This window comes from Pauljensenia sp. 20925_1_34, assembly GCF_041432775.1.
GTDB lineage: Bacteria > Actinomycetota > Actinomycetes > Actinomycetales > Actinomycetaceae > Pauljensenia.
In genome coordinates this window covers 18,359-38,329 of sequence record NZ_JAPWAG010000023.1, presented here as the reverse complement: position 1 = coordinate 38,329, position 19,971 = coordinate 18,359, and the positions used below count along the sequence as shown (strand labels likewise).

Annotated in this window: 22 protein-coding genes; 3 read left to right on the top strand and 19 right to left on the bottom strand. The window is 66.0% G+C overall.

Going from position 1 to position 19,971, the window contains the following annotated elements:
* Together O3669_RS08555 and O3669_RS08550 are read left to right on the top strand one after the other, a co-directional pair.
* Positions 1-661 (top strand): tetratricopeptide repeat protein (locus tag O3669_RS08555; protein ID WP_371524379.1); only part of this gene is annotated, 661 nt, incomplete at its 5' end.
* A gap of 113 nt (positions 662-774) precedes the next feature.
* Complete coding sequence (locus O3669_RS08550) at positions 775-1,344, top strand: flavin reductase family protein (protein WP_371524378.1); 570 nt, start codon at positions 775-777, stop codon at positions 1,342-1,344.
* A 78-nt stretch (positions 1,345-1,422) separates the two neighbouring features.
* Here the strand turns inward: O3669_RS08550 and aspA are convergent, their stop codons facing one another.
* The 18 genes from aspA to rpsB form a co-directional block, all read right to left on the bottom strand.
* The gene (aspA, locus tag O3669_RS08545; protein WP_371524377.1) at positions 1,423-2,835 is read right to left on the bottom strand and encodes an aspartate ammonia-lyase; all 1,413 of its coding nucleotides are present in this window, start codon (positions 2,833-2,835) and stop codon (positions 1,423-1,425) included.
* A gap of 135 nt (positions 2,836-2,970) precedes the next feature.
* The gene (locus O3669_RS08540) at positions 2,971-3,348 is read right to left on the bottom strand and encodes an acyl carrier protein (protein ID WP_371524376.1); all 378 of its coding nucleotides are present in this window, start codon (positions 3,346-3,348) and stop codon (positions 2,971-2,973) included.
* Positions 3,348-3,851, bottom strand: coding sequence for a DUF3145 domain-containing protein (locus O3669_RS08535; protein ID WP_295919470.1), 504 nt, complete (start codon positions 3,849-3,851; stop codon positions 3,348-3,350). Before O3669_RS08535 ends, O3669_RS08540 begins: the two co-directional genes overlap by 1 nt.
* 172 nt (positions 3,852-4,023) lie before the next feature.
* The gene (gene def / locus O3669_RS08530) at positions 4,024-4,515 is read right to left on the bottom strand and encodes a peptide deformylase (RefSeq protein WP_371524375.1); all 492 of its coding nucleotides are present in this window, start codon (positions 4,513-4,515) and stop codon (positions 4,024-4,026) included.
* A 1-nt stretch (position 4,516) separates the two neighbouring features.
* Positions 4,517-6,325, bottom strand: coding sequence for a proline--tRNA ligase (locus O3669_RS08525; RefSeq protein WP_371524374.1), 1,809 nt, complete (start codon positions 6,323-6,325; stop codon positions 4,517-4,519).
* Between the two features lie 77 nt (positions 6,326-6,402).
* Entirely contained in the window at positions 6,403-6,819 is a 417-nt protein-coding gene (locus O3669_RS08520; protein WP_371524373.1) for a hypothetical protein, read from the bottom strand.
* Between the two features lie 106 nt (positions 6,820-6,925).
* Complete coding sequence (locus O3669_RS08515; protein WP_371524372.1) at positions 6,926-7,429, bottom strand: hypothetical protein; 504 nt, start codon at positions 7,427-7,429, stop codon at positions 6,926-6,928.
* Positions 7,430-7,442: 13 nt separating this feature from the next.
* Positions 7,443-8,609, bottom strand: coding sequence for a flavodoxin-dependent (E)-4-hydroxy-3-methylbut-2-enyl-diphosphate synthase (gene ispG, locus O3669_RS08510; protein WP_314768217.1), 1,167 nt, complete (start codon positions 8,607-8,609; stop codon positions 7,443-7,445).
* A gap of 147 nt (positions 8,610-8,756) precedes the next feature.
* Positions 8,757-9,998 (bottom strand): RIP metalloprotease, encoded by a 1,242-nt coding sequence (locus O3669_RS08505; protein ID WP_371524371.1) that lies wholly within the window; start codon positions 9,996-9,998, stop codon positions 8,757-8,759.
* 2 nt (positions 9,999-10,000) lie between these two features.
* Entirely contained in the window at positions 10,001-11,269 is a 1,269-nt protein-coding gene (gene dxr / locus O3669_RS08500) for a 1-deoxy-D-xylulose-5-phosphate reductoisomerase (protein WP_371524370.1), read from the bottom strand.
* Positions 11,269-11,817, bottom strand: coding sequence for a DivIVA domain-containing protein (locus O3669_RS08495; RefSeq protein ID WP_315281590.1), 549 nt, complete (start codon positions 11,815-11,817; stop codon positions 11,269-11,271). Before O3669_RS08495 ends, dxr begins: the two co-directional genes overlap by 1 nt.
* A complete protein-coding gene (locus O3669_RS08490) occupies positions 11,817-12,434 on the bottom strand; it encodes a cell division protein DivIVA (RefSeq protein ID WP_371524369.1) in 618 nt (205 codons plus the stop codon). Before O3669_RS08490 ends, O3669_RS08495 begins: the two co-directional genes overlap by 1 nt.
* Positions 12,431-13,654, bottom strand: coding sequence for a 23S rRNA (adenine(2503)-C(2))-methyltransferase RlmN (gene rlmN, locus O3669_RS08485; protein WP_371524380.1), 1,224 nt, complete (start codon positions 13,652-13,654; stop codon positions 12,431-12,433). Before rlmN ends, O3669_RS08490 begins: the two co-directional genes overlap by 4 nt.
* 53 nt (positions 13,655-13,707) lie before the next feature.
* Positions 13,708-14,619: a phosphatidate cytidylyltransferase gene (locus O3669_RS08480; RefSeq protein WP_295919450.1), complete on the bottom strand. Its 912-nt coding sequence runs from the start codon at positions 14,617-14,619 to the stop codon at positions 13,708-13,710.
* Positions 14,619-15,176, bottom strand: a complete 558-nt coding sequence (gene frr / locus O3669_RS08475) for a ribosome recycling factor (RefSeq protein WP_295919448.1) — start codon at positions 15,174-15,176, stop codon at positions 14,619-14,621. The genes O3669_RS08480 and frr overlap by 1 nt, the downstream gene beginning before the upstream one ends.
* 38 nt (positions 15,177-15,214) lie before the next feature.
* Positions 15,215-15,925: a UMP kinase gene (pyrH, locus tag O3669_RS08470; RefSeq protein ID WP_295919445.1), complete on the bottom strand. Its 711-nt coding sequence runs from the start codon at positions 15,923-15,925 to the stop codon at positions 15,215-15,217.
* A 130-nt stretch (positions 15,926-16,055) separates the two neighbouring features.
* The gene (tsf, locus tag O3669_RS08465) at positions 16,056-16,883 is read right to left on the bottom strand and encodes a translation elongation factor Ts (RefSeq protein WP_295919444.1); all 828 of its coding nucleotides are present in this window, start codon (positions 16,881-16,883) and stop codon (positions 16,056-16,058) included.
* A 26-nt stretch (positions 16,884-16,909) separates the two neighbouring features.
* The gene (gene rpsB, locus O3669_RS08460; RefSeq protein WP_295967446.1) at positions 16,910-17,737 is read right to left on the bottom strand and encodes a 30S ribosomal protein S2; all 828 of its coding nucleotides are present in this window, start codon (positions 17,735-17,737) and stop codon (positions 16,910-16,912) included.
* 500 nt (positions 17,738-18,237) lie between these two features.
* On the opposite strand from rpsB, the gene O3669_RS08455 reads away from it, so the two are divergent.
* Positions 18,238-18,687, top strand: coding sequence for a peptidoglycan DD-metalloendopeptidase family protein (locus O3669_RS08455; protein WP_371524368.1), 450 nt, complete (start codon positions 18,238-18,240; stop codon positions 18,685-18,687).
* Positions 18,688-19,055: 368 nt separating this feature from the next.
* Here O3669_RS08455 and O3669_RS08450 read toward each other — a convergent pair whose 3' ends face one another.
* The gene (locus tag O3669_RS08450; protein ID WP_371524367.1) at positions 19,056-19,967 is read right to left on the bottom strand and encodes a tyrosine recombinase XerC; all 912 of its coding nucleotides are present in this window, start codon (positions 19,965-19,967) and stop codon (positions 19,056-19,058) included.
* Between the last annotated feature and the right edge of the window lie 4 nt (positions 19,968-19,971).

Below are 19,971 nucleotides of genomic sequence, written 5' to 3'. Positions count from 1 at the left end.
TGGCCGCCTCGACGAAGCCATCGCCCTGTACGAACAGGTCGCCGAAGGCCAGACCAGTGTCCTGGGTCCCGACCACCCCCGCACGCTCGCCACACGCCACAGCCTTGCATACGCATACGCGTCTGCTGAGCGCCTCGATGAAGCCATCACCCTGTATGAGCAGGTTGCTCAAGACCAGGCTCGCGTCCTGGGCAAAGACCATCCCCGCACACTCAACACGTGCAACAACCTCGCAAGCGCATACACGTCTGCTGAGCGCCTCGATGAAGCCATCACCCTGTACGAGCAGGTCGCTCAAGACCAGGCTCGCGTCCTGGGCAAAGACCATCCCCGCACGCTCACCACGCTCAACAACATCGCATACACATACCGGTCTGTTGGCCGCCTTCCTGAGGCCATTACCCTGTACGAGCAGGTCATGAAAGACCAGATCCGCATCCTGGGCGACAACCACCCGGGCACGTACAACACGCGCCGTGAACTCGCAGACTCATACCGAGAGGCTGGCCGCACAGACGAGTCCATCGCCCTGTACGAACAGCTCCTCGTCAGCAGCCAGCGCGTCCTGGGTGACGACCATCCGTTCACCATGGCTATGTGTGAGGAACTCGAGGACGTGCGGCGCGAGCTGAAGCAGCGGGACAACCCCTCCGCCGACTAGCGCGCGCATAACCGAGGGGGCCGGTAGCTTGCGCTTCCGTCCCCTCGTGCCTGTAACATGCTTTCCACGTCGTGCACCCTGCCCACCCGATGTGTCCGGTGCACAATGGGAACATGCACATTCCCTACGACACCGAGAAGTTCTATTACGGCTTTCCCGTCTACATCCTGGCCTATCCCGATGAGGAAGTGGGGGTCGGCATCACGACCGGGTCCTCCTCGTACTCGCTGGGACAGATGGTCATGATCGGCTGCGACTCCACCACGCACGCGGCACGCTCGATCAAGCGCTCGGGCGTGTGTTCCCTCAATCTCTTCGGGGCCGAGGCCATGGGCCTGTTCGAGTATGCGGGCACCGTCTCGGGAGGGAACAAGCTCGCCGACGCGCACGTTCCATCAAGCGACCACGACGGCATCCCCGTGCTCGACGATTCGCAGATGAGCCTGGTATGCCGTGTCCTAGAGGCCACAGATGACGGTACCTACACGCACTTCCGCTGCGAGGTTACGGACCGGCTGGTTGATGCTGACCTCATTGACGACCGAGGTCGATTCCGCTACGAGGAGCTTCGTACCGTCGAATACGTGGGCGATGCACGCCGCCGCATCTACCGTTACTTCTCAGACCAGGTGGAGCGTTTCGGTACATTCGTGCGCGCCTTCAAGGAGTCGCTGCAGTCCTGAGATGACACAAACGACGAGGCCGGAGATCCCCACGCGGGGTCCCCGGCCTCGGTCGTTGGCTGGCTGCGCGGAACCCGCCTACTCTTCCTCGGTGCCCGCGTACTTCGGGTGCGCGAGGTTTTCGGGCGAGAGGATGCGCTCAACCTCCTCCTCCGACAGGAGTTCCATCTCGTGGATGACTTCGCGGACGGTCTTGCCTTCCGCGGCGGCGCGCTTGCCCACGACGTCGCCCAGGTGGTGGCCGATGACGTCGTTGAAGTAGGTGACGATGCCGATGGAGTTCTCCACGTAGCCTCGGCACACATCCTCGTTCGCGGTGATGCCCGAGACGCAGCGTTCGCGCAGGGTATCGCAGGCGTTCACGAGCAGGTTGATTGACTCGATGAGCGCCTGTGCGATGACGGGCTCCATGACGTTGAGCTGGAGCTGGCCGGCCTCGGCCGCCATGGTGACAGTGTGGTCGTTGCCAATGACCTTGAAGCACACCTGGTTGACGACCTCGGGGATGACGGGGTTGACCTTGGCCGGCATGATGGACGAGCCGGCTGCCATCTTCGGCAGGTTGATCTCGTTGAGGCCGGCGCGCGGACCAGAGGCCAGCAGGCGTAGGTCGTTGCAGACCTTCGAGAGCTTGACGGCGCTTCGCTTGATCGTGGCGTGCATGGACACATAGGCGCCGGTATCGGAGGTGGCCTCCAGAAGGTTCGGGGAGCCGACGACGCGCGCGCCGGTGATGCGGCGCAGGTGGCGCACGACGACCTGCTGGTAGCCGTTCGGGGTGTTCAGGCCGGTGCCGATCGCGGTCGCGCCCAGGTTCGTCTCCAGCAGCAGCTCGGCGTTGTTGACGAGGCGCTCGTCCTCCTCGCGCAGCGTGTGGGCGAAGGCGGAGAATTCGCTGCCCAGCGACATGGGAACGGCGTCCTGGAGCTGCGTGCGTCCCATCGTCAGGATGTTGCGGAACTCCGCGCCCTTCTCGTCGAAGGAGTCGGCCAGCTCGTCGATGGCCTTGCGCAGGCGGTTGACCTTGCGCCACAGGGCGATGCGGAACGCGGTCGGGTAGGCATCGTTGGTGGACTGGGAGCGGTTGACGTGGTCGTTGGGGTTGATGACGTCGTAACGCCCCTTGTCCTCCCCCAGGATCTCCAGCGCGAGGTTCGCGATGACCTCGTTCGCGTTCATGTTCACGGAGGTGCCGGCGCCGCCCTGGAACTGATCGACGGGGAACTGGTCCATGCAGCGGCCGTTTTCGATAATCTCGTCGCAGGCGGCAATGATCGCCTCTGCCTTGACGGGCTTCATCGCCTTGAGCTGCATGTTCGCCAAGGCGCACGCCTTCTTAACCTGCGCAAACGCACGAATCAGTTCGGGTGCCTCATTGATGGTGCGGCCTGAGATCTGGTAGTTCTCGATAGCTCGCAGTGTATGGATGCCCCAGTACGCGTCATCGGGTACTTCGCGCGTGCCGAGCAGATCCTCTTCGGTGCGGGTCAACGTCGTTCCTTCCGTCGGAGTAGCCGCCGGGGGTTCCCCGGCGATCCACCTCCATCGTAGGCCTGAAGTCCCTTGCTGTCAGGGTCTTTACGATTCTCGGGCAGGTCGTTGACGCTCCCCTAACGCCGCCTTTCGTCAATCATGACAAGCGGCCTGCGAAACCGCGTCGAGCAGGTCTCCGAGGCTCACCCACGCCTCCACTTGCGCGTCCGGCAGCTGCACCTTCGCCTCGCGTTCAACGCGCGCGACGACGGCGAACAGGGACACGTCGTCCATGTCCAGGTCCCCGCGCAGCGTCAGCTCAGCGCGCGCGTTCTCAGGGGCCAGGTCGGCCTCGTCAAGGACGGCCTCCATAGCCGCCTCACGCGCGCGCTCCTGTGCGCTGGTGCTCTCCCCCGCCGCGCTGGACGAGGCCTGGGCATCGCCGTGCCCCTCCGCCTCAGAATCGGGATCGACCAGCTGCGCGAGGCCCGCACGCAGCTGGTCGCCAAGCAGATCTGCGATGGACCCCATCAGCCCACCCGGTTATTGAGCCAGCGCACGGGCGCGCCCGCGCCGGCGTGACGGAAGGATTCGAGCTCGTCGTCCCAGGCCTGACCGAGCGCCAGGTCAAGACCCTCGAGCAGCTCCTCGTAGGAGGAGGCGTTCGCCATGGCAGCGCGAATACGGTCCTCGGGCACGACGACGTTACCGACCGAATCCATCTGCGAGTGGAAGATGCCCAGGGACGGCGTGTGGCACCAGCGCCCGCCGTCGTTCGAGGCTGTTGCCTCTTCCGTCACCTCGTAGCGCAGGTGCTCCCAACCGCGCAGAGCGGACGCCAAACGGGCGCCCGAGCCAATCGGTCCGACCCACGAGAATTCGCAGCGAACCATGCCCGGCGCCGCTTCTTGGTCGGACCACTGGAGGCGAACCTCCTGGCCGAGCGCGGTGCCCAACGCCCATTCGATGTGTGGACACAGAGCGGGCGGTGTTGAGTGCACGAAAAGTACACCGCGGGTGTATGACCCTCTCATTGTTCCTCCTGTTGGCCTTGTCAGGATCGTCTTCCCCTACGTCCTAATCGCCTGGAGTCGCAATGAACTGCGCAGAAAATAGCGCAAACGATGTACTGACAGAATAGTTGAACGCGCCGGGAAATGCAGCGCATTTCCCGGCGCGTTTCACGCATTGATCACATCCGCTAGGTCAGAATCCGGCCTTACGAATATCGCGCAGCGCCTTCTTGCGAGTGGGTCGATCAAGACGATCAATATAGATATGACCATCGAGGTGGTCGCACTCGTGCTGGATGCAGCGGGCCATGAGCTCCTCGCCCTCGACGACGACCTTCTTGCCGTCCAGGTCGGTGCCCTCGCAGCGCGCATACCAGGCGCGCTCGGTCGGGTACCACAGCTCGGGGACCGACAGGCAGCCCTCGTCGCCGTCCTGGTACTCATCCTCGCTCAGGGCGACGATGCGGGGGTTGAGCACGTAGCCAATCTCGCCGTCGATATTCCAGGAGAACGCACGCAGGCTGACACCGATCTGGTTCGCGGCCAGGCCGGCGCGCCCGTCCATGTCGACGCCCTCAAGAAGGTCCTCAACGAGAGCCTTCACGTTCGGTGTGATCTCCGTGATGGGATCACAGACGGTGCGCAGGACGGGATCGCCAATGATGCGGATGGGACGAATCGCCATGTCACTCCCCCTTCAGGGCCGCGGCGTGCGCCTCGCGCAGGCGCGCGACGGCTTCCTCGACGGGCACGACGATTGTCTCTCCCGTGGCTCGCACGCGGATTTCCACCTGGCCGTCGGCCAGCGAGCGACCCACGACGAGACCGAAAGGAACACCCACGAGCTCGTAGTCCTTGAACTTGACGCCGGCGCTCACCTTACGGCGATCGTCGACGAGGACGTCCAGGCCGGCCGCGTCGAGCTGCTCGCCGAGGCGCTGAGCGGTCTCGAAGACCTCGTCACCCTTGCCGGTGGCCAGGACATGCACGTCGAAGGGAGCGATCTGCGCGGGCCAGCTCAGACCCTTGTCGTCGCAGTTGGCCTCGGCCAGGGCAGCCATCACGCGGGTGACGCCGATGCCGTAGGAACCCATGGTGACGACCTGGGACTTGCCGTTCTCATCCAGGACGGTCAGGCCCAGGGCCTTAGCGTACTTGCGGCCCAGCTGGAAGATGTGGCCGATCTCGATGCCGCGCTCCAGGTGGAGGGGACCCGAGCCGTCGGGAGCCAGGTCGCCCTCGCGCACCTCGGCGGCCTCAATCGTGCCGTCGGCGGTGAAGTCGCGACCCATGACCAGGTTCAGCACGTGCCGCTGCTCAGCGTTCGCGCCCGTCACCCAGGCCGTGCCCTCGACGACGCGGGGATCCACCAGGTAGCGCACGGAACCGGAGGCGTTGCCTTCCTCATCCACGACGCGCTTCGGCGAATTGGGGCCAAGCACCATCGGGCCGATGTAGCCGCGCACCAGCTCGGGGTGCGGCTCGAAGTCCGAATCCGATGCCATGTCGACCTCGGCGGGGGCCACGGAGGCCTCGAGGCGCTTCATGTCGACATCACGGTCGCCGGGCACGCCCACGACGAGGAGCTCGCGCTGCCCGTCCGGGTGGGTGAGCGTCACGACGACGTTCTTCAGCGTGTCGGCGGCGCTCCAGGGGCGATCCTCGCGCGGGTACTGCTCGTTAAGCAGGTCAACGAGCGCCTCGATCGTCGGAGCGTCGGGGGTGGGAACCTCAACCGGAGCGGGCACTCCGGACGCATCAACGGCCTCGGGAACCGGGGTCGTCACGGCCTCGGCGTTGGCGGCATAACCGCCCGGGGAGGCCACAAAGGTATCCTCGCCAATCGGCGAGGGGTGCAGGAACTCCTCGGAACGCGAGCCGCCCATCGCGCCGCTCATCGCGGAGACGATGACGTAGCGCAGGCCCAGGCGCTGGAAGATGCGCTCGTAGGTGTCGCGCTCGGCCTGGTAAGAAGCGTTCAGGCCCTCGTCGTCAATGTCGAAGGAGTAGGCGTCCTTCATGACGAACTCGCGGCCGCGGATCAGGCCGGCGCGCGGGCGGGCCTCGTCACGGTACTTCGTCTGAATCTGGTACAGCGTGGCGGGCAGGTCCTTGTACGAGGAGTACATGTCCTTCACCAGGAGCGTGAACATTTCCTCGTGCGTGGGGGCCAGCAGGTAGTCGCCGCCCTTACGGTCGTTGAGCTTGAACAGCGTCGGGCCGTACTCTTCCCAGCGGTTCGTCGCCTTGTAGGGTTCGGCGGGGATCAGGCCCGGGAAGTGCACCTCCTGCGCGCCCATCGCGTCCATCTCCTCACGGACGATGTCCTCGATCTTGCGCAGCGTGCGCAGGCCGAGGGGCAGCCACGTGTAGATGCCGGGGGCGGAGCGGCGAATATAGCCGGCTCGCACCAGAAGTTTATGCGAGTTGACCTCGGCGTCGGCCGGGTCTTCGCGCAGAGTTCGCAGGAAGAAAGTCGAGAGATTTCGAAGCATGATCCAAGAGTACGGCACGCATCGCCACGGAGGCCACCGGCACAGCCGTGTGACCTCTCATCAGGCGCGAAATGCCCTCAGATCAACGCTCCGGCACCCAGCTCACGCTCGCGAGCACCCGGATGCGCCATGTAGTAGCGCCGGGCCATCCACCCCGGGTACGCCCACTCGGGCATGCCACCGCGGTACAGGGACTGGATTGCGACGGCCACCATGACGGCCAGGAGCCCCAGGACGAGCGCACAGGACCCCGTCGTGTCAGCGCCCATGGCCTCGTGGCGTACAAGGTCGGCGGTCACGAACCACAGGAGGGACAGCAGAGGCATCAGCGGCCAGACGACGCGGTTCATCTCCGACGCCGAGGATCCACCGCGCAGGTCTAAGCGCATCGCGACGCGCCGGGCGCTGGCAAAGGCGCCGGACCACACCCAGGCCCACAGGAGCGCGATAAGCAGACCGACGACTGCGAGCAGTGCGGTGGAGCTGAGGAACATGCGGTCCCCTTTCAGATAGCGCAACATCCCCGTCGGCGTTGCGTGTAGCTTGATCCTACAACACCGTGGGGATGTGCGCGCCACCCGAGATGGGTGAGAGTTTTTGTCAGGCGTGCTCGGCGTGGGCCATGCACGCCTCACGCAGGTCACGCAGCATCGACAGGGAGGACAGTGACTCTGCGCTCACGCCCGCCCACACGAGAGCCAGTTCGCGGCCCGAGGCCTCGTGACGCTCGCGGATATGCAGCAGGGTGCGCGAGGGCGACAGGGGCAGCAGGGCGATCACGCACGTGCCCGAGGCCGGGGCACCCTCGGGTGCACCGGGGGCAGCGACGCGCATGAGGACGTGATCCTCGTCCGCAATCTCAATGATCGTCGACTCGTCCGCGGGCTCGAAGGCGTGGCCCAGCACGTCCCAGACAACCGACGCGGGCGCGTCAATCGCGATACCGCGGTCCACGACGACGTTCGCGCCGGGCAGCAGCAGGTCGCCGGGCAAGGACACGTCCGCCTGCGAAGAGGTCAGGCCGATGCGGCGCGGAAAACCGGTTGCGGCCAGCGCGCACACGCCACCGGCGAGGGTCAGGCAGGCAAGGGTACGAAGACGCATGGTGTTCTCTTTCTCAGCAGTCGATGCCCGGAAGCTTCGTGTCCGGGGCTGTGATGGGGGCGACCTCGACGGCACCGGAGCCCGGCTCCAGCCCCATCTCCTCGGCCAGCACGTTGGCGCGGCGGATCAGGGTTTCGACGATCTGATCCTCGGGGACGGTCTCGACGACCTCGCCGCGGATGAAAATCTGGCCCTTGCCGTTACCCGAGGCGACGCCCAGATCGGCCTCGCGGGCCTCGCCGGGGCCGTTGACAACGCATCCCATAACGGCCACGCGCAGCGGAACGGTCAGGTCCTTCAGGCCTTCTGTCACGTTCTCGGCCAGGGTCCACACGTCCACCTGGGCGCGTCCGCACGACGGGCAGGACACGATTTCGAGGGTCTTGTCGCGCAGGCCCATGAACTCCAGCATCTTCGTGCCCACCTTGACCTCCTCAACGGGAGGGGCGGACAGGGACACGCGAATCGTGTCGCCGATGCCCTCCGCGAGCAGGATCGAGAAAGCAGACACGGACTTGATCGTGCCCTGGAAGGCCGGGCCGGCCTCGGTCACGCCCAGGTGCAGGGGCCAGTCGCCCGCCTCCGAGAGCATGCGGTAGGCCTGGATCATCGTCAGCACGTCGTGGTGCTTGACGGAGATCTTGAAGTCGTGGAAGTCATTCTCCTCGAAGAGGGAGGCCTCCCAGATCGCGGACTCAACCAGGGCCTCGGGCGTGGCACGGCCGTACTTCTTGAGCAGGCGCGGATCCAGCGAACCCGCGTTCACGCCGATGCGCAGGGACACGCCGTGATCGGAAGCAGCCTTGCAGATGTCCTTGACCTGGTCGTCGAACTTGCGGATATTGCCCGGGTTCACGCGCACAGCACCACAGCCGGCCTCGATCGCCTGGAACACGTACTTCGGCTTGAAGTGAATGTCGGCGATCACGGGGATGCGGGACTGCTTGGCAATGATCGGCAGCGCCTCCGCGTCCTTGTCGGTCGGGCAGGCAACGCGAACGATGTCACAGCCTGCGGCGGTCAGCTCAGCGATCTGCTGGAGCGTCGCACCAATATCGTGCGTCTTCGTCGTCGTCATGGACTGGACGGACACCGGTGCCCCTCCACCCACGGGAACATCTCCCACCATCAGCCGGTGCGTCTGCTTGCGCGGGAACGGCGACGTGGCCACAGAGGGCATACCAAGGTTGATTTCACTCACCCGCCCATTATCGCGCACGCGGGCCCATCCGTCATACACGGGCGCCGCCCACGTGGTCAGGCTCGCTTTCCGCCGTCCGCGAGCCTTGCCGAGCCGGCACGCGCGCGGGCACAGCGAGAGCGGGTATCAGCCCAGGGAAATGGGCTTCACGATGTCGGCGACGATGAGGATGACGCTCATCGCAACCAGCAGGCCGCCGACCGCCCACGTGAGGGGAACCAGGCGCGCCGTATCGGCCGGGCCAGGATCCTCCTTGCCGCGCAGGCGCGCGAACTGCCTGCGCACACCCTCGTAGATGGCTCCCACGATGTGTCCGCCGTCCAGGGGCGGCAGCGGAATCAGGTTAAAGACGAACAGCGCCATGTTCAGTGAGGCCAGCAGGCTCAACAGGACGCCAACCACCTGGCGCGTGTCGTGCAGGCCCAGCGACGCCGAATCGCCCGTCACCTCGCCGGCCATACGGCCAACGCCCACGACCGAGACAACTCCGGTCGCGTCGCGCTGCTCATCGGTGACCACCGAGCGGCCCACCTGCCACACCGCCTGCGGAAGGCGCACGACGACCGCCGCCGTGCCGGTGAACATCTGCCAGTCGGCTTCAAGCACGTCCGTCAGCGAGGCCGACACGTACTCGTACCCGGCCGTCACGCCGACGTATCGAGCGCCCTGAGCGCCCGTCACCGGGGACACCGTCAGATCCACGCTCGCACCGTCACGCTCGACCGTCAGGACAGCGGACTCCCCCTCGGGGGTGGCGCCAACGGCCTTCTGCAGGTCCGCAAAGGTGGCCACCGGCGTCCCGTTCCACGCGGTCACCGTGTCCCCGGGAAGCACCCCGGCCTCGTACGCGGGGGAAGCGATCTCCCCCGACGACGTCTGAATCGTCGCCGGCACCGACGCAATCGTGCGCGAGGCCGTGGGAGCGCCGATACCCATCATCGTGATAGCCGACAGCACGAAACAGATCAGCAGGTTCATAAGCGGGCCGCCCAGCATCACGGCAATCTTCTTCGGGGCGCTCAGCAGATAGAACGCGCGCGCCTCCTGGCCAGGCGGGATCTCCTCGGCCGAGGCCTCCCTGGCCTCCTGCGCGAGCGTCGGCTTACCGCGTCGGCCCACCAGGGGCGTGCCCGGGCGAGCCGGGGCGTACATGCCGACGATCTTGACGTAACCGCCCAGCAAAACCGCACGCAGCGCGTAGGTCGTATCGCCGATCTTCTTCTTCCAGAGGGCAGGGCCAAAACCCACCGCGTAATCCGGCACCAAGACGCCGAACTTCTTGGCGGGCAGCATGTGCCCGACCTCGTGCAGTGCCACCGACACCAAGATGCCGATGACGACCACGACGATACCCGTTACTGAACCCACGCTCACATGTCCTTCCACTGGCCCGCGGCAACGTACTCGCGTGCGCGCCGGTCAGCCCAGCGCTGCGCGGCCACAATATCCTCCAGCGAGGGATCCTTCACGCCCTCATGCTCGTGAACAACCGCCGACACGGTATCGACGATCGCCAGCCACGGAACAACGCCCTCGATGAACGCGTCCACCATAACCTCGTTCGCGGCGTTGAGCACCGCGGGATGGGTAGCCGACGCGCCCACGGCGAAACGCGCCAAGTTGATCGCCGGGAACGTCTCGTTATCAACCGGCTCAAAAGTCCACTGCGACGGGTTGGCCCACTCCAGCGGAGCCTCCACGTCGTCCAGGCGCTCGGGCCAGGTCAGGCCCAGCGCAATCGGCAGACGCATGTCCGGGGGCGAAGCCTGCAGCGTCGTCGCCCCGTCGCGCCACGTCACCATCGAGTGAACGATCGACTGAGGGTGAACCGTCGCCACGATGTGCTCGGGAACCACGTCGAACAACAGGTGGGCCTCGATGAGCTCCAGGCCCTTGTTGATGAGAGTCGAGGAATTGATCGTCACGACCGGGCCCATGTCCCAGGTCGGATGAGCGAGCGCCTGAGCCGCGCGCACCCCCCGCAACTGCTCACGCGTGCGCCCACGGAAAGGACCGCCCGACGCAGTCAACACGAGGTCCGCAACCTCGGAACGCCCCGACACGACCGGGGAGGTCAGGCCCTTCTCGTGCACGCCCGAGGCCAGCGCCTGAGCGATCGCCGAGTGCTCCGAATCCACCGGAACGATCTGGCCCGGGAAACGCATCGCGTTCTTCACGAGCGCGCCGCCCACGACCAGCGACTCCTTGTTCGCCAGCGCCAGGCGCGCACCGCAGCGCAGCGCGGCGAGCGTGGAGGACAGGCCTACACCACCCGTGATGCCGTTGAGCACAACCGGTGTCGCCTGCGGATACAGCACCGCCGCGCGCTCGACCGACGCACACACGACCTCAACGGACGCATCCTCACCCACGAACACCTCGGGGCAGGTACCTCCCATCGACTCGACGGCTGCTGCCAGCTCCTCACGCACGTCACGGGCCACACCCACAAACGCGGGCTCCAACGCCATGATCTGAACGGCCAGCTCGGTGATCGACGAGCCTCCCGCGCTCAGGCCGAGCACGTCAAAGCGGCCCCTGTGCGCCTCGATCACCTCGCGAGCCTGTGTGCCAATCGAACCGGTCGATCCCAGCAGAACGACGGGGGTAGGACCCAGTGTCGTCTCGCGCGCCACCATCAGTCGACCGCGAGCAGGATCTCGATCGCGCGACCCAGGTAGGCGTCCACCGGGCCCTCAGCGTAGCCCTTCTTGCCGCGCTTGGGGCTAAAGGTCGCCGTGCGGATCTCGTTCGCAGTCAGGTCCCCGGCCTCGTCAAAGTAGGCAGCGATGCGATCGAGCAGGTCATCAACCTCATCGCAGTCGTAGCCGCGACCGCTCGTAGGGTGCGCGAAACGCTCGCCACGCGGGCGCTGCAGGCGCGGGTACAGGGTCGTCGCGCGATCTGCGACGCGGTCGTACCAAGCGGCCTCACCCTCGGCGGCCACCGCGTCCGCGCGGTCACGCTTGACGAACGCGGCCTCCAGGCGGTTCATTGCGGCGTCCACGGCCTCAATGTTGTAGCCGCGGTTCTTCAGTTCGAATGTCGCCAGGCGCACCTGCTCCGCGCTGAACTGCTCGGGGGGCACACCGCCCTCGTACGCGCGACGCGCATCCTCAAAGAACGCATCGACCTGTCCGCGGTCGTATCCCTTCGAGAAGAAACCGACCCTCGGGAACTCAGCCATCATTGCTCCTTACTCTGAGTCATGGAACGAAGAATGTCATCAACGGCCTTCTGCGTGCCGAAATCGGCATACTCGGCGGGCAGGGCCATCGGCTCGGCATCAGGAATCGCCACAGGCGGTGCCGAGATGAACTCGTCAGTCGTAGGCAGCGTAGCGGACGCGTGCTCGAGCGGCACAGCTGAGCTTTCCATCGCGGGACGCTCTGGCAACGCGGCACCCGCAGCACCTGCGCCACCAGCGGGTACCTGAGGCATCTGCACAACGGCGGGAGTCGGCGTGGGCTGCGCAGGTTGCGCCACCGGTGCCGAGGGGGCGGCCTGGACCGGAACAGCAGCCGTCTCAGCCTGCTCGGCGTTTAGCGGCGCCTGCTCGCGCTGGCGATCAAGGCCTTGCAACACCTGAATAAGCCGATCAATCTCCATGTCGACCTCATCCACGTTGAAGCCGCGCAGGCGCACGGAGAACTCGATGTCCTCAGCCTGTTGCGCGGTCACAATCTTCTTCGGGTCCTCCTGCTGGCCCGTGATAGTGCGTTCGACGTCGGCGAGGAAGCTCAACACTTCGCGCATGTCGTAGCCCTCGCGCAAAAACGTGCGCGAAAAATCTCTCTTGATCATACCTGCACCTTTCCGGTACTACGCTTACCCTCGGCAACCGCCGTCGCGAGCTGGCCACACGCTCCATCGATGTCGGAGCCGCGTGTGTCACGAATCGACGTCGCGATACCGTTGTCTTTCAAACGCTTGACGAACGCGTCCTGAGCGTTCTTCGTGGACGCCGTCCAAATGGATCCCGGCGTCGGATTGAGAGGGATCGGATTCACGTGAACCCACCCATGGCCTCGTTTGTTGAGCTCATCCGCCAGGAGCTGGGCTCGCCATTCCTGATCGTTCATGTCCTTAATGAGCGCGTACTCGATCGAGACGCGGCGCCCGGTCGCCAGGAAGTAGGCGCGGGCCGCGTCCAGAAGCTCACCGACCTTCCAACGCGAATTGATCGGGATCAACTCGTCGCGCAGGTCATCGTCGGGGGCATGCAGCGACACGGCCAGCGTCACGGGCATCCCCTCCCCCGCCAGCTTCCTGATCGCGGGAACCAGGCCGACCGTCGAGACGGTAATGTTGCGCGCGCTCATACCAAAGCCCTCGGGCGCCGGGTCAATCAGGCGATGCAACGCGCCGATCACCGTCTTGTAGTTGGCCAACGGCTCGCCCATCCCCATGAACACGATGTTCGACAGAGTCGTCGGACCACCCGCCAGCGCGCCGTCACGGCACGCTGCCTGGGCGTAGCGCACCTGGTCGACGATCTCCGCCGTCGACAGGTTACGGGTCAAGCCCATCTGCCCCGTCGCGCAGAACGGGCACGCCATACCGCAGCCCGCCTGCGAAGACACACACAGAGTCGTGCGCTGCGGGTAACGCATCAACACCGACTCCACCTGAGCTCCGTCATAGAGGCGCCACAGGTCCTTGATCGTGCGACCGCCATCCGCCTCCAACGAAACAACCTTCGAGACGAGAGTCGGCAGCAGAGCCTCGCTCACCTGAGCGCGCATACCCGCAGGGATATCACTCATGCGCTGCGGGTCCGCCTCAAAGTGCGTGAAATAGTGACGCGACAGCTGATCCGCACGAAACGCCGGCAGGCCGAGATCCTTCAAGACCTGCTTTCGGCCCGCCGCATCCAAATCCGCCAAATGCGCAGGCGCCTTGCCCCTGCGCTTAGCCGTAAACGACAGAACCGGCTTGGCGTCCTTATGCGTCGCGCCCTCCGGCGGCTGATCCGTCGGACGAACCTCACGCCGAGCACCACGGCGCTGCGGGGACGACGCCACGGCCTCGTCCCCTGCGCGCCCCACAGACCTGGCGCGATCCTTCAACGACTCGCTCAATGCCTGGACTCCCAAGAAACACCCGGCAACGCCCACGCAAAGATGAAGTAGGCGACCGGCGCGCTCATGAGCAACGCGTCCACTCGGTCGAGAACACCACCGTGCCCGGGCAGGATCTGCGACATGTCTTTCAAACCGGACTCACGCTTGATCATGGACTCGGTGAGATCACCCATCGTGCCCACAAACGCGATCGACACACCGGCGATGATGCCCCACCACCAGGCAGCACCCAGCCACCACAGGCCGACCGTTCCCACGCCCACCGCGGTCAGGGCCGACCCCACGAAGCCCTCCCAGGACTTCTTCGGCGACAGCGCAGGAGCCATCGGGTGCTTGCCAAACAGGACGCCGGCGGCCCAGCCGCCCGTATCATTAGCGATCACCATCAGCTCGAAGACCACGAACACCCACGGGTTTTGCCACGCCGCCAGCATCAGCACCACGAAGGACGCCAGGAACGGCACGTACACGGCGGTAAACGTCGTCGAGACGACGTCACTCATACGCGACTCCTGGCGCCTATCAAGCAGACGCCACGCGGCGCACACAAACACCGTGATGTACAGAGCGAAGAGCGTTCCCTCGCTGCCAAGCCACCACGCACACGTCACAATGCCAATAGCACCCACGTACAGCGGGGGCACGGCCAACGTGATGCCCATGCGCGCAAACGCGCCAGCCAACTCCCAAATGCCCACCAGGCACACGAAGCCGATGACGCCCACGAAGGCCGGCAGCGACGTAAACAGAGGGACCGCGACGGCGGCGATCAGAACAACCGCCGTCGTGATCGCCTGCACAAGGTTACGGCCCGCCTTCCCCGTCGCCCCACCCGCGGGATGATTATCGCGCGTGGGGCCCGGGGTAAAGATGCGAGCCAGCAATGAAGGATCAGTTGACGCCATCAGATCGTCAGCAGTTCGCTTTCCTTCGTCGCGAGCATCTTGTCGATCTGCTCGGTGTGCGCCTTCGTCATCGAGTCGAGGTTCTTCTCAGCGCGCTCGACGTCGTCCTCGGAGGCCTCGCCGTCCTTCTTCAGGCGGTCGAGCTGATCCTTGGCCTTGCGGCGCACACCGCGAACGGACACGCGACCGTCCTCAGCCTTGCTCTTGGCCTGCTTCACGTATTCCTTGCGGCGCTCCTCGGTGAGAGCAGGCAGGACGACGCGCACAACGTTGCCGTCGTCCGTGGGGTTCACGCCCAGGTCGGACTCGCGCAGCGTGCGGATAATCTCCTGGGTCGCCGTGCGGTCGAAGGGAGAGATGAGAACCGTGCGGGCCTCGGGGATCTGGAAGCTGGCCAGCTGCTGCATCGGCGTGGGCGCGCCGTAGTAGTCCACGAGCAGCTGCTCGAACATCGAGGACGTCGCGCGTCCCGTGCGGATGTTCGTGAACTCGTGGCGGGCCGCTTCCACGGCCTTGTCCATCTTGTCCTCGGCTTCGAGGAGGATATCGTCGATCACTATGTGCTCCTTAACGTCAGTGGTCTGTGAAGGTTATATCACGCCGTCACTAGGGTACCGATTTCATCGCCCATGAGCGCGCGGGTAACAGCCCCGTCTCCACCCATGCCGAAAATACGCGTCGTCAGGCCATTCTCGCGGCACAGCGCCAGCGCGGAGCCGTCGATCACCTTCAGGTCGCGACGCAGGGCCTCCGAGTAGGTCAGCGTGTCGAAACGGCGCGCGTCGGGGTTCTTGTTCGGATCGTCGTCGTAGACGCCGTCCACGCCGTTCTTAGCCACCAGCAGCTCGTCGCAGTGGATTTCCAGCGCACGCTGCGCCGAGACGGTGTCGGTCGAGAAGTAGGGCAGGCCCGCGCCGGCGCCGAAAACCACGACGCGGCCCTTTTCCAGGTGGCGGATCGCGCGCAGCGGCAGGTAGGGCTCGGCGACCTGAGCCATCGTGATGGCCGTCTGGACGCGCGCGGGAATGCCCGACTGATCAATGAAGTCCTGCAGGGCCAGCGCGTTCATGACGGTGCCGAGCATGCCCATGTAGTCCGCGCGCGAGCGCTCCAGGCCCTCACGAGCCAGCTGGGCGCCGCGGAAGAAGTTGCCACCACCGACGACAATCGCAACCTGCACGCCCTCGCGCACGGCGCTCGCCACCTGCTCAGCAATATTGCGGACGACCTTGGGGTCCAAGCCGATGGACCCACCTCCAAACGCCTCTCCGGAAAGCTTGAGCAAAACGCGGCGCTTCGTCGACATGACGCTTCTCCTTTATGACGGCCCTGGGTGGGCGGAACGGTTAGGAACCATACTACCTGGTAAAAGGGAAGCGGCCCCGCCGTTAGGCGGAGCCGCTCCCAACTGTCAGCAAGCTGACGAGTGAGCCGGATCAGGCACCGACGTGCACGCGCACGAAGTTGGTGACCGTGGCGCCGGCCTCCTTGAGGATCTGGCCGACGGACTTCGAGGGGTCACGGGCGTAGGCCTGGTCAACGAGGCAGTTGTCCTTGTAGAACGCGTTCAGGCGGCCCTCAACGATCTTGGGAACGATGTTGGCGGGCTTGCCCTCCTCGAGGGTGATCTTCTCGAGGGTGGCGCGCTCCTTCTCGAGCACGTCGGCGGGAACCGAGTCGCGGTCGAGGTAGGCGGGCATGTAGGCGGCGACGTGCATGGCGATGTCGTGGGCGACATCCTTGCCGGCGGCGTCGGTGACGACGAAGACGCCGACCTGCGGGGGCAGGTCCGGGCTGGTCTGGTGCAGGTAGAGGTCGACGTTGTCGCCCTCAACGCGCACGATGCGGCCAACCTGCAGCTTCTCGCCGATGATGGCGGCGAAGGCGTCCAGGCGGTCCTTGACGGTGCCCTCGCCCATGGGGGCGGCGAGCAGCGCGTCCAGGTCGGCGGCACCGGAAGCAACGGCGGCGGCCAGAACCTCGTTGGAGAAGTCGATGAACTTCTGGTTCTTGGCGACGAAGTCGGTCTCGGAGTTGACCTCGACCAGCACGCCGACGGTGCCGTCGGTCTGCGCGGCCAGCAGGCCGGCGGAGGCCTGGCGGCCCTCGCGCTTGGACAGGGACTTCAGGCCCTTCAGGCGGATGATCTCGAGAGCCTTCTCGGCGTCGCCGTCGGCCTCGGTCAGAGCCTTCTTGACATCCATCATGCCGGCGCCGGTCTGCTCACGCAGCGCCTTCACATCTGCAGCGGTGAAATTCGCCATCGGATGATTCCTCTCAGTTAAAAAGTTCAGTCCTGCTTGGGGGCTTCGGCGGCCTCAGCTGCGGCGGCAGCCTCGTCGGCCTTGACCTCGCCCTCAAGGAGCTCGCGCTCCCACTCAGCCAGCGGCTCAGCAGCGGTCTCTTCGCCCTTGCCCTTGCGGACGTCGGAGCGGGCGATGAGGCCCTCGGCGACGGCGTCGGCGATCACGCGGGTGAGCAGCGCGACGGCGCGGATGGCGTCGTCGTTGCCGGGGATACGGTAGTCGACCTCGTCCGGATCAGCGTTGGTGTCCAGGATGGCGACGATCGGGATGCGCAGCTTGCGAGCCTCGGAGACCGCGAGGTGCTCCTTCTTGGGGTCGACGATCCACACGGCCGAGGGGACCTTGGTCATGTCGCGGATGCCGCCGAGCGTGCGGGACAGCTTGTCCTTCTCGCGGCGCATCATGAGCAGTTCCTTCTTGGTGTGACCGGAGGAGGCCACGTCGTCGAAGTCGATCTGCTCGAGTTCCTTCAGGCGCTGCAGACGGGTCGCAACGGTGGAGAAGTTGGTGAGCATGCCGCCGAGCCAGCGGTGGTTCACGTAGGGCATGCCGACGCGCAGGGCCTGCTCGGCCACGGCTTCCTGGGCCTGCTTCTTGGTGCCGACGAAGAGCAGGGTGCCGCCGTGGGCGACGGTCTGCTTCACGAAGTCGAAGGCAATGTCGATGTCAGCAATGGTCTGCTGCAGGTCGATGATGTAGATGCCGTTGCGCTCGGTGAGGATGAAGCGCTTCATCTTCGGGTTCCAACGGCGAGTCTGGTGGCCGAAGTGGACACCGGACTCGAGGAGCTGACGCATGGTAACGACTGCCATGGTTCGTCCTTTCCCCGCAAGTCGCGAGTGATCAGTGGGGTTTCCCCCGGGGTTATCGGTTTGCTGTGCGCTGTGCGCACCCTGGTGCCATGACCGGAGACCATCCCCGTAGGGACCGAAGCCGCCGAGCCTCGCAGCCCGTTCGGTTTCCCGTGGGCGCGCGATAAATGGCACGCGAAGTCACCTGCACGAGGCAAGTGCCCGGCTATCTTACCTCACCAGCCCCTCATCTCCGGTGACGGGGCGAGTGTGAGTGTGCTGACTTTCACGTTGCTCGACGAGGCCTGGGCTGGCTCGTGTGTCCGTGCACAGCCTCGCGCGTCGCGCGTTGCTATCCACAGGGGCTCGTTCGTGTCGCGCGTCGTCCACAGCCCCTCGATTGCGGCTCGCGTCGAGGCGGGCCGTGGGTGCACGGTGGAACGATGATTCCCTCTTGTCCTTCCCGCGCGCGACTGTCCTGCGCGGTCGCCGCCTGCTTGTTCTGCTGCGCAATGGTGCTGATGACCGCTCCGGCACGAGCCGACGCACCCGACTCTCGCTGGCAGTGGCCAACGCTCTCCTCCGTTCCCGTCACCTCGTCGTTCGCTCCTCCGGATCGCGACTGGCTGCCCGGCAGGCGCGGCGTGGCCCTTACCTATCCCGGTGGCTCTCCCGTGTATGCCTGCGCCTCCGGCACTGTAACTTTTGCCGGTCAGGTCGGGGGCCGCGGCGTCGTATCGATCCGGCACGAGGTGCGCGGGCGCGCGGTCTGGTCCACCTACCTGCCCGTCACGGCCTCCGTGAGCGTGGGCGAGAGCGTCGCCAAGGGGCAGCAGATCGGCGTCGTTGAGGAGGGATCTGACATCCTCCACTGGGGTGCGAAGACAGGACCAAAGACGTACATCAACCCGATTCGCCTGACGGTCGGACGGCCTCGGCTCCTGCCCTGGGACGGGCGTGGCGGTGAGTGAGTGAACGACGATCCAGGCTCAACACGGGCGGCGCGGGGACTGCAGGGCCTGGCCGGGCTTCGAGGCGACGCGGAGAACAGTCGATACACGATCCGGCCACGCACCAGGCTCAACACGGGCGGCGCGGGGCCTGCAGGGCCTGGCCGGGCTTCGAAACGACGCGCCGAGCGCAGCTCGCGGCGCGGCGGTGAGTGAGTGAACGACGATCCAGGCTCAACACGGGCGGCGCGGGGCCTGCAGGGCCTGGCCGGGCTTCGAAACGACGCGCCGAGCGCAGCTCGCGGCGCGGCGGTGAGCGGGCGGGCAGGCCCCGCGCCGCCCACAACGCGCGTCAGTCGCGAGGGTGCGCGTCAGGCGCGTCAGGCACGTCAGGCGCGAGGGTGGGCGCGCTGGTAGATGGCGCTGAGCCTGGCGGTATCCACGTGGGTGTAACGCTGCGTCGTGGCAAGCGAGGCGTGGCCCAGCATCTCCTGGACGGCACGCAGGTCGGCTCCGCCCTGGAGTAGGTGCGTGGCCGTCGAGTGGCGCAAGCCGTGGGGCGCAATGTCATGGACGCCGGCCTTCGCGGCCATCTTATGAACCATGGACCGCACGACGCGCGGGTCGATGCGCCCGCCTCGATCCCCGAGGAAGAGCGCGCTGCCGCTGGCGTCTCCGGCAAGCTGGGGACGGCCTCGCACGAGCCAGTGGTCGAGAGCCTCCTGCGCCGGCGGGCCATAGGGAACGACACGTTCCTTGTTGCCCTTGCCGAGAACGCGCACGGTCAGAGCCTCGCGGTTGAGGGAGGACACGTCGAGGGCGCAGACCTCGGAGACGCGCAGACCGCAGGCGTAGGTCAGCTCGAGGATCGCCCACGTGCGCATCTGCGAGGGGCTTCCGTCAAGGGCCTCGGCGCGGGCGAGGTTCACGAGGGCGCGCGCGTCAGACTCGTCCAGGGGCGTGGGCAGGCGCTGGTCCGCGCGGGGGCTCGTGAGGGTGGCGGCCGGGTCGGAGGCCAAGATTTCCTCGCGCACCGCCCAGGCGGTGAAGTTGCGAATGGCGGCAGTGTGGCGCGCGATCGTCGAGCGGGCACCCCCGCGCGCCAACGTGTCCGCCAGCCAGGAACGGATGCGGCGCTGGGTGAGGGCGCCGCCGAGCTCGCCGGGTAGGACATCCCACCCCAGGCCCAGATATTCCAGGAGCGCGCGCAGGTCCCCCAGGTAAGCGTCCACGGTGTGCTCGCTCATCCGTCGGCTCAGACGCAGGTACTCACCCCACTGCTCCCCCACACACTCACTCATGCGC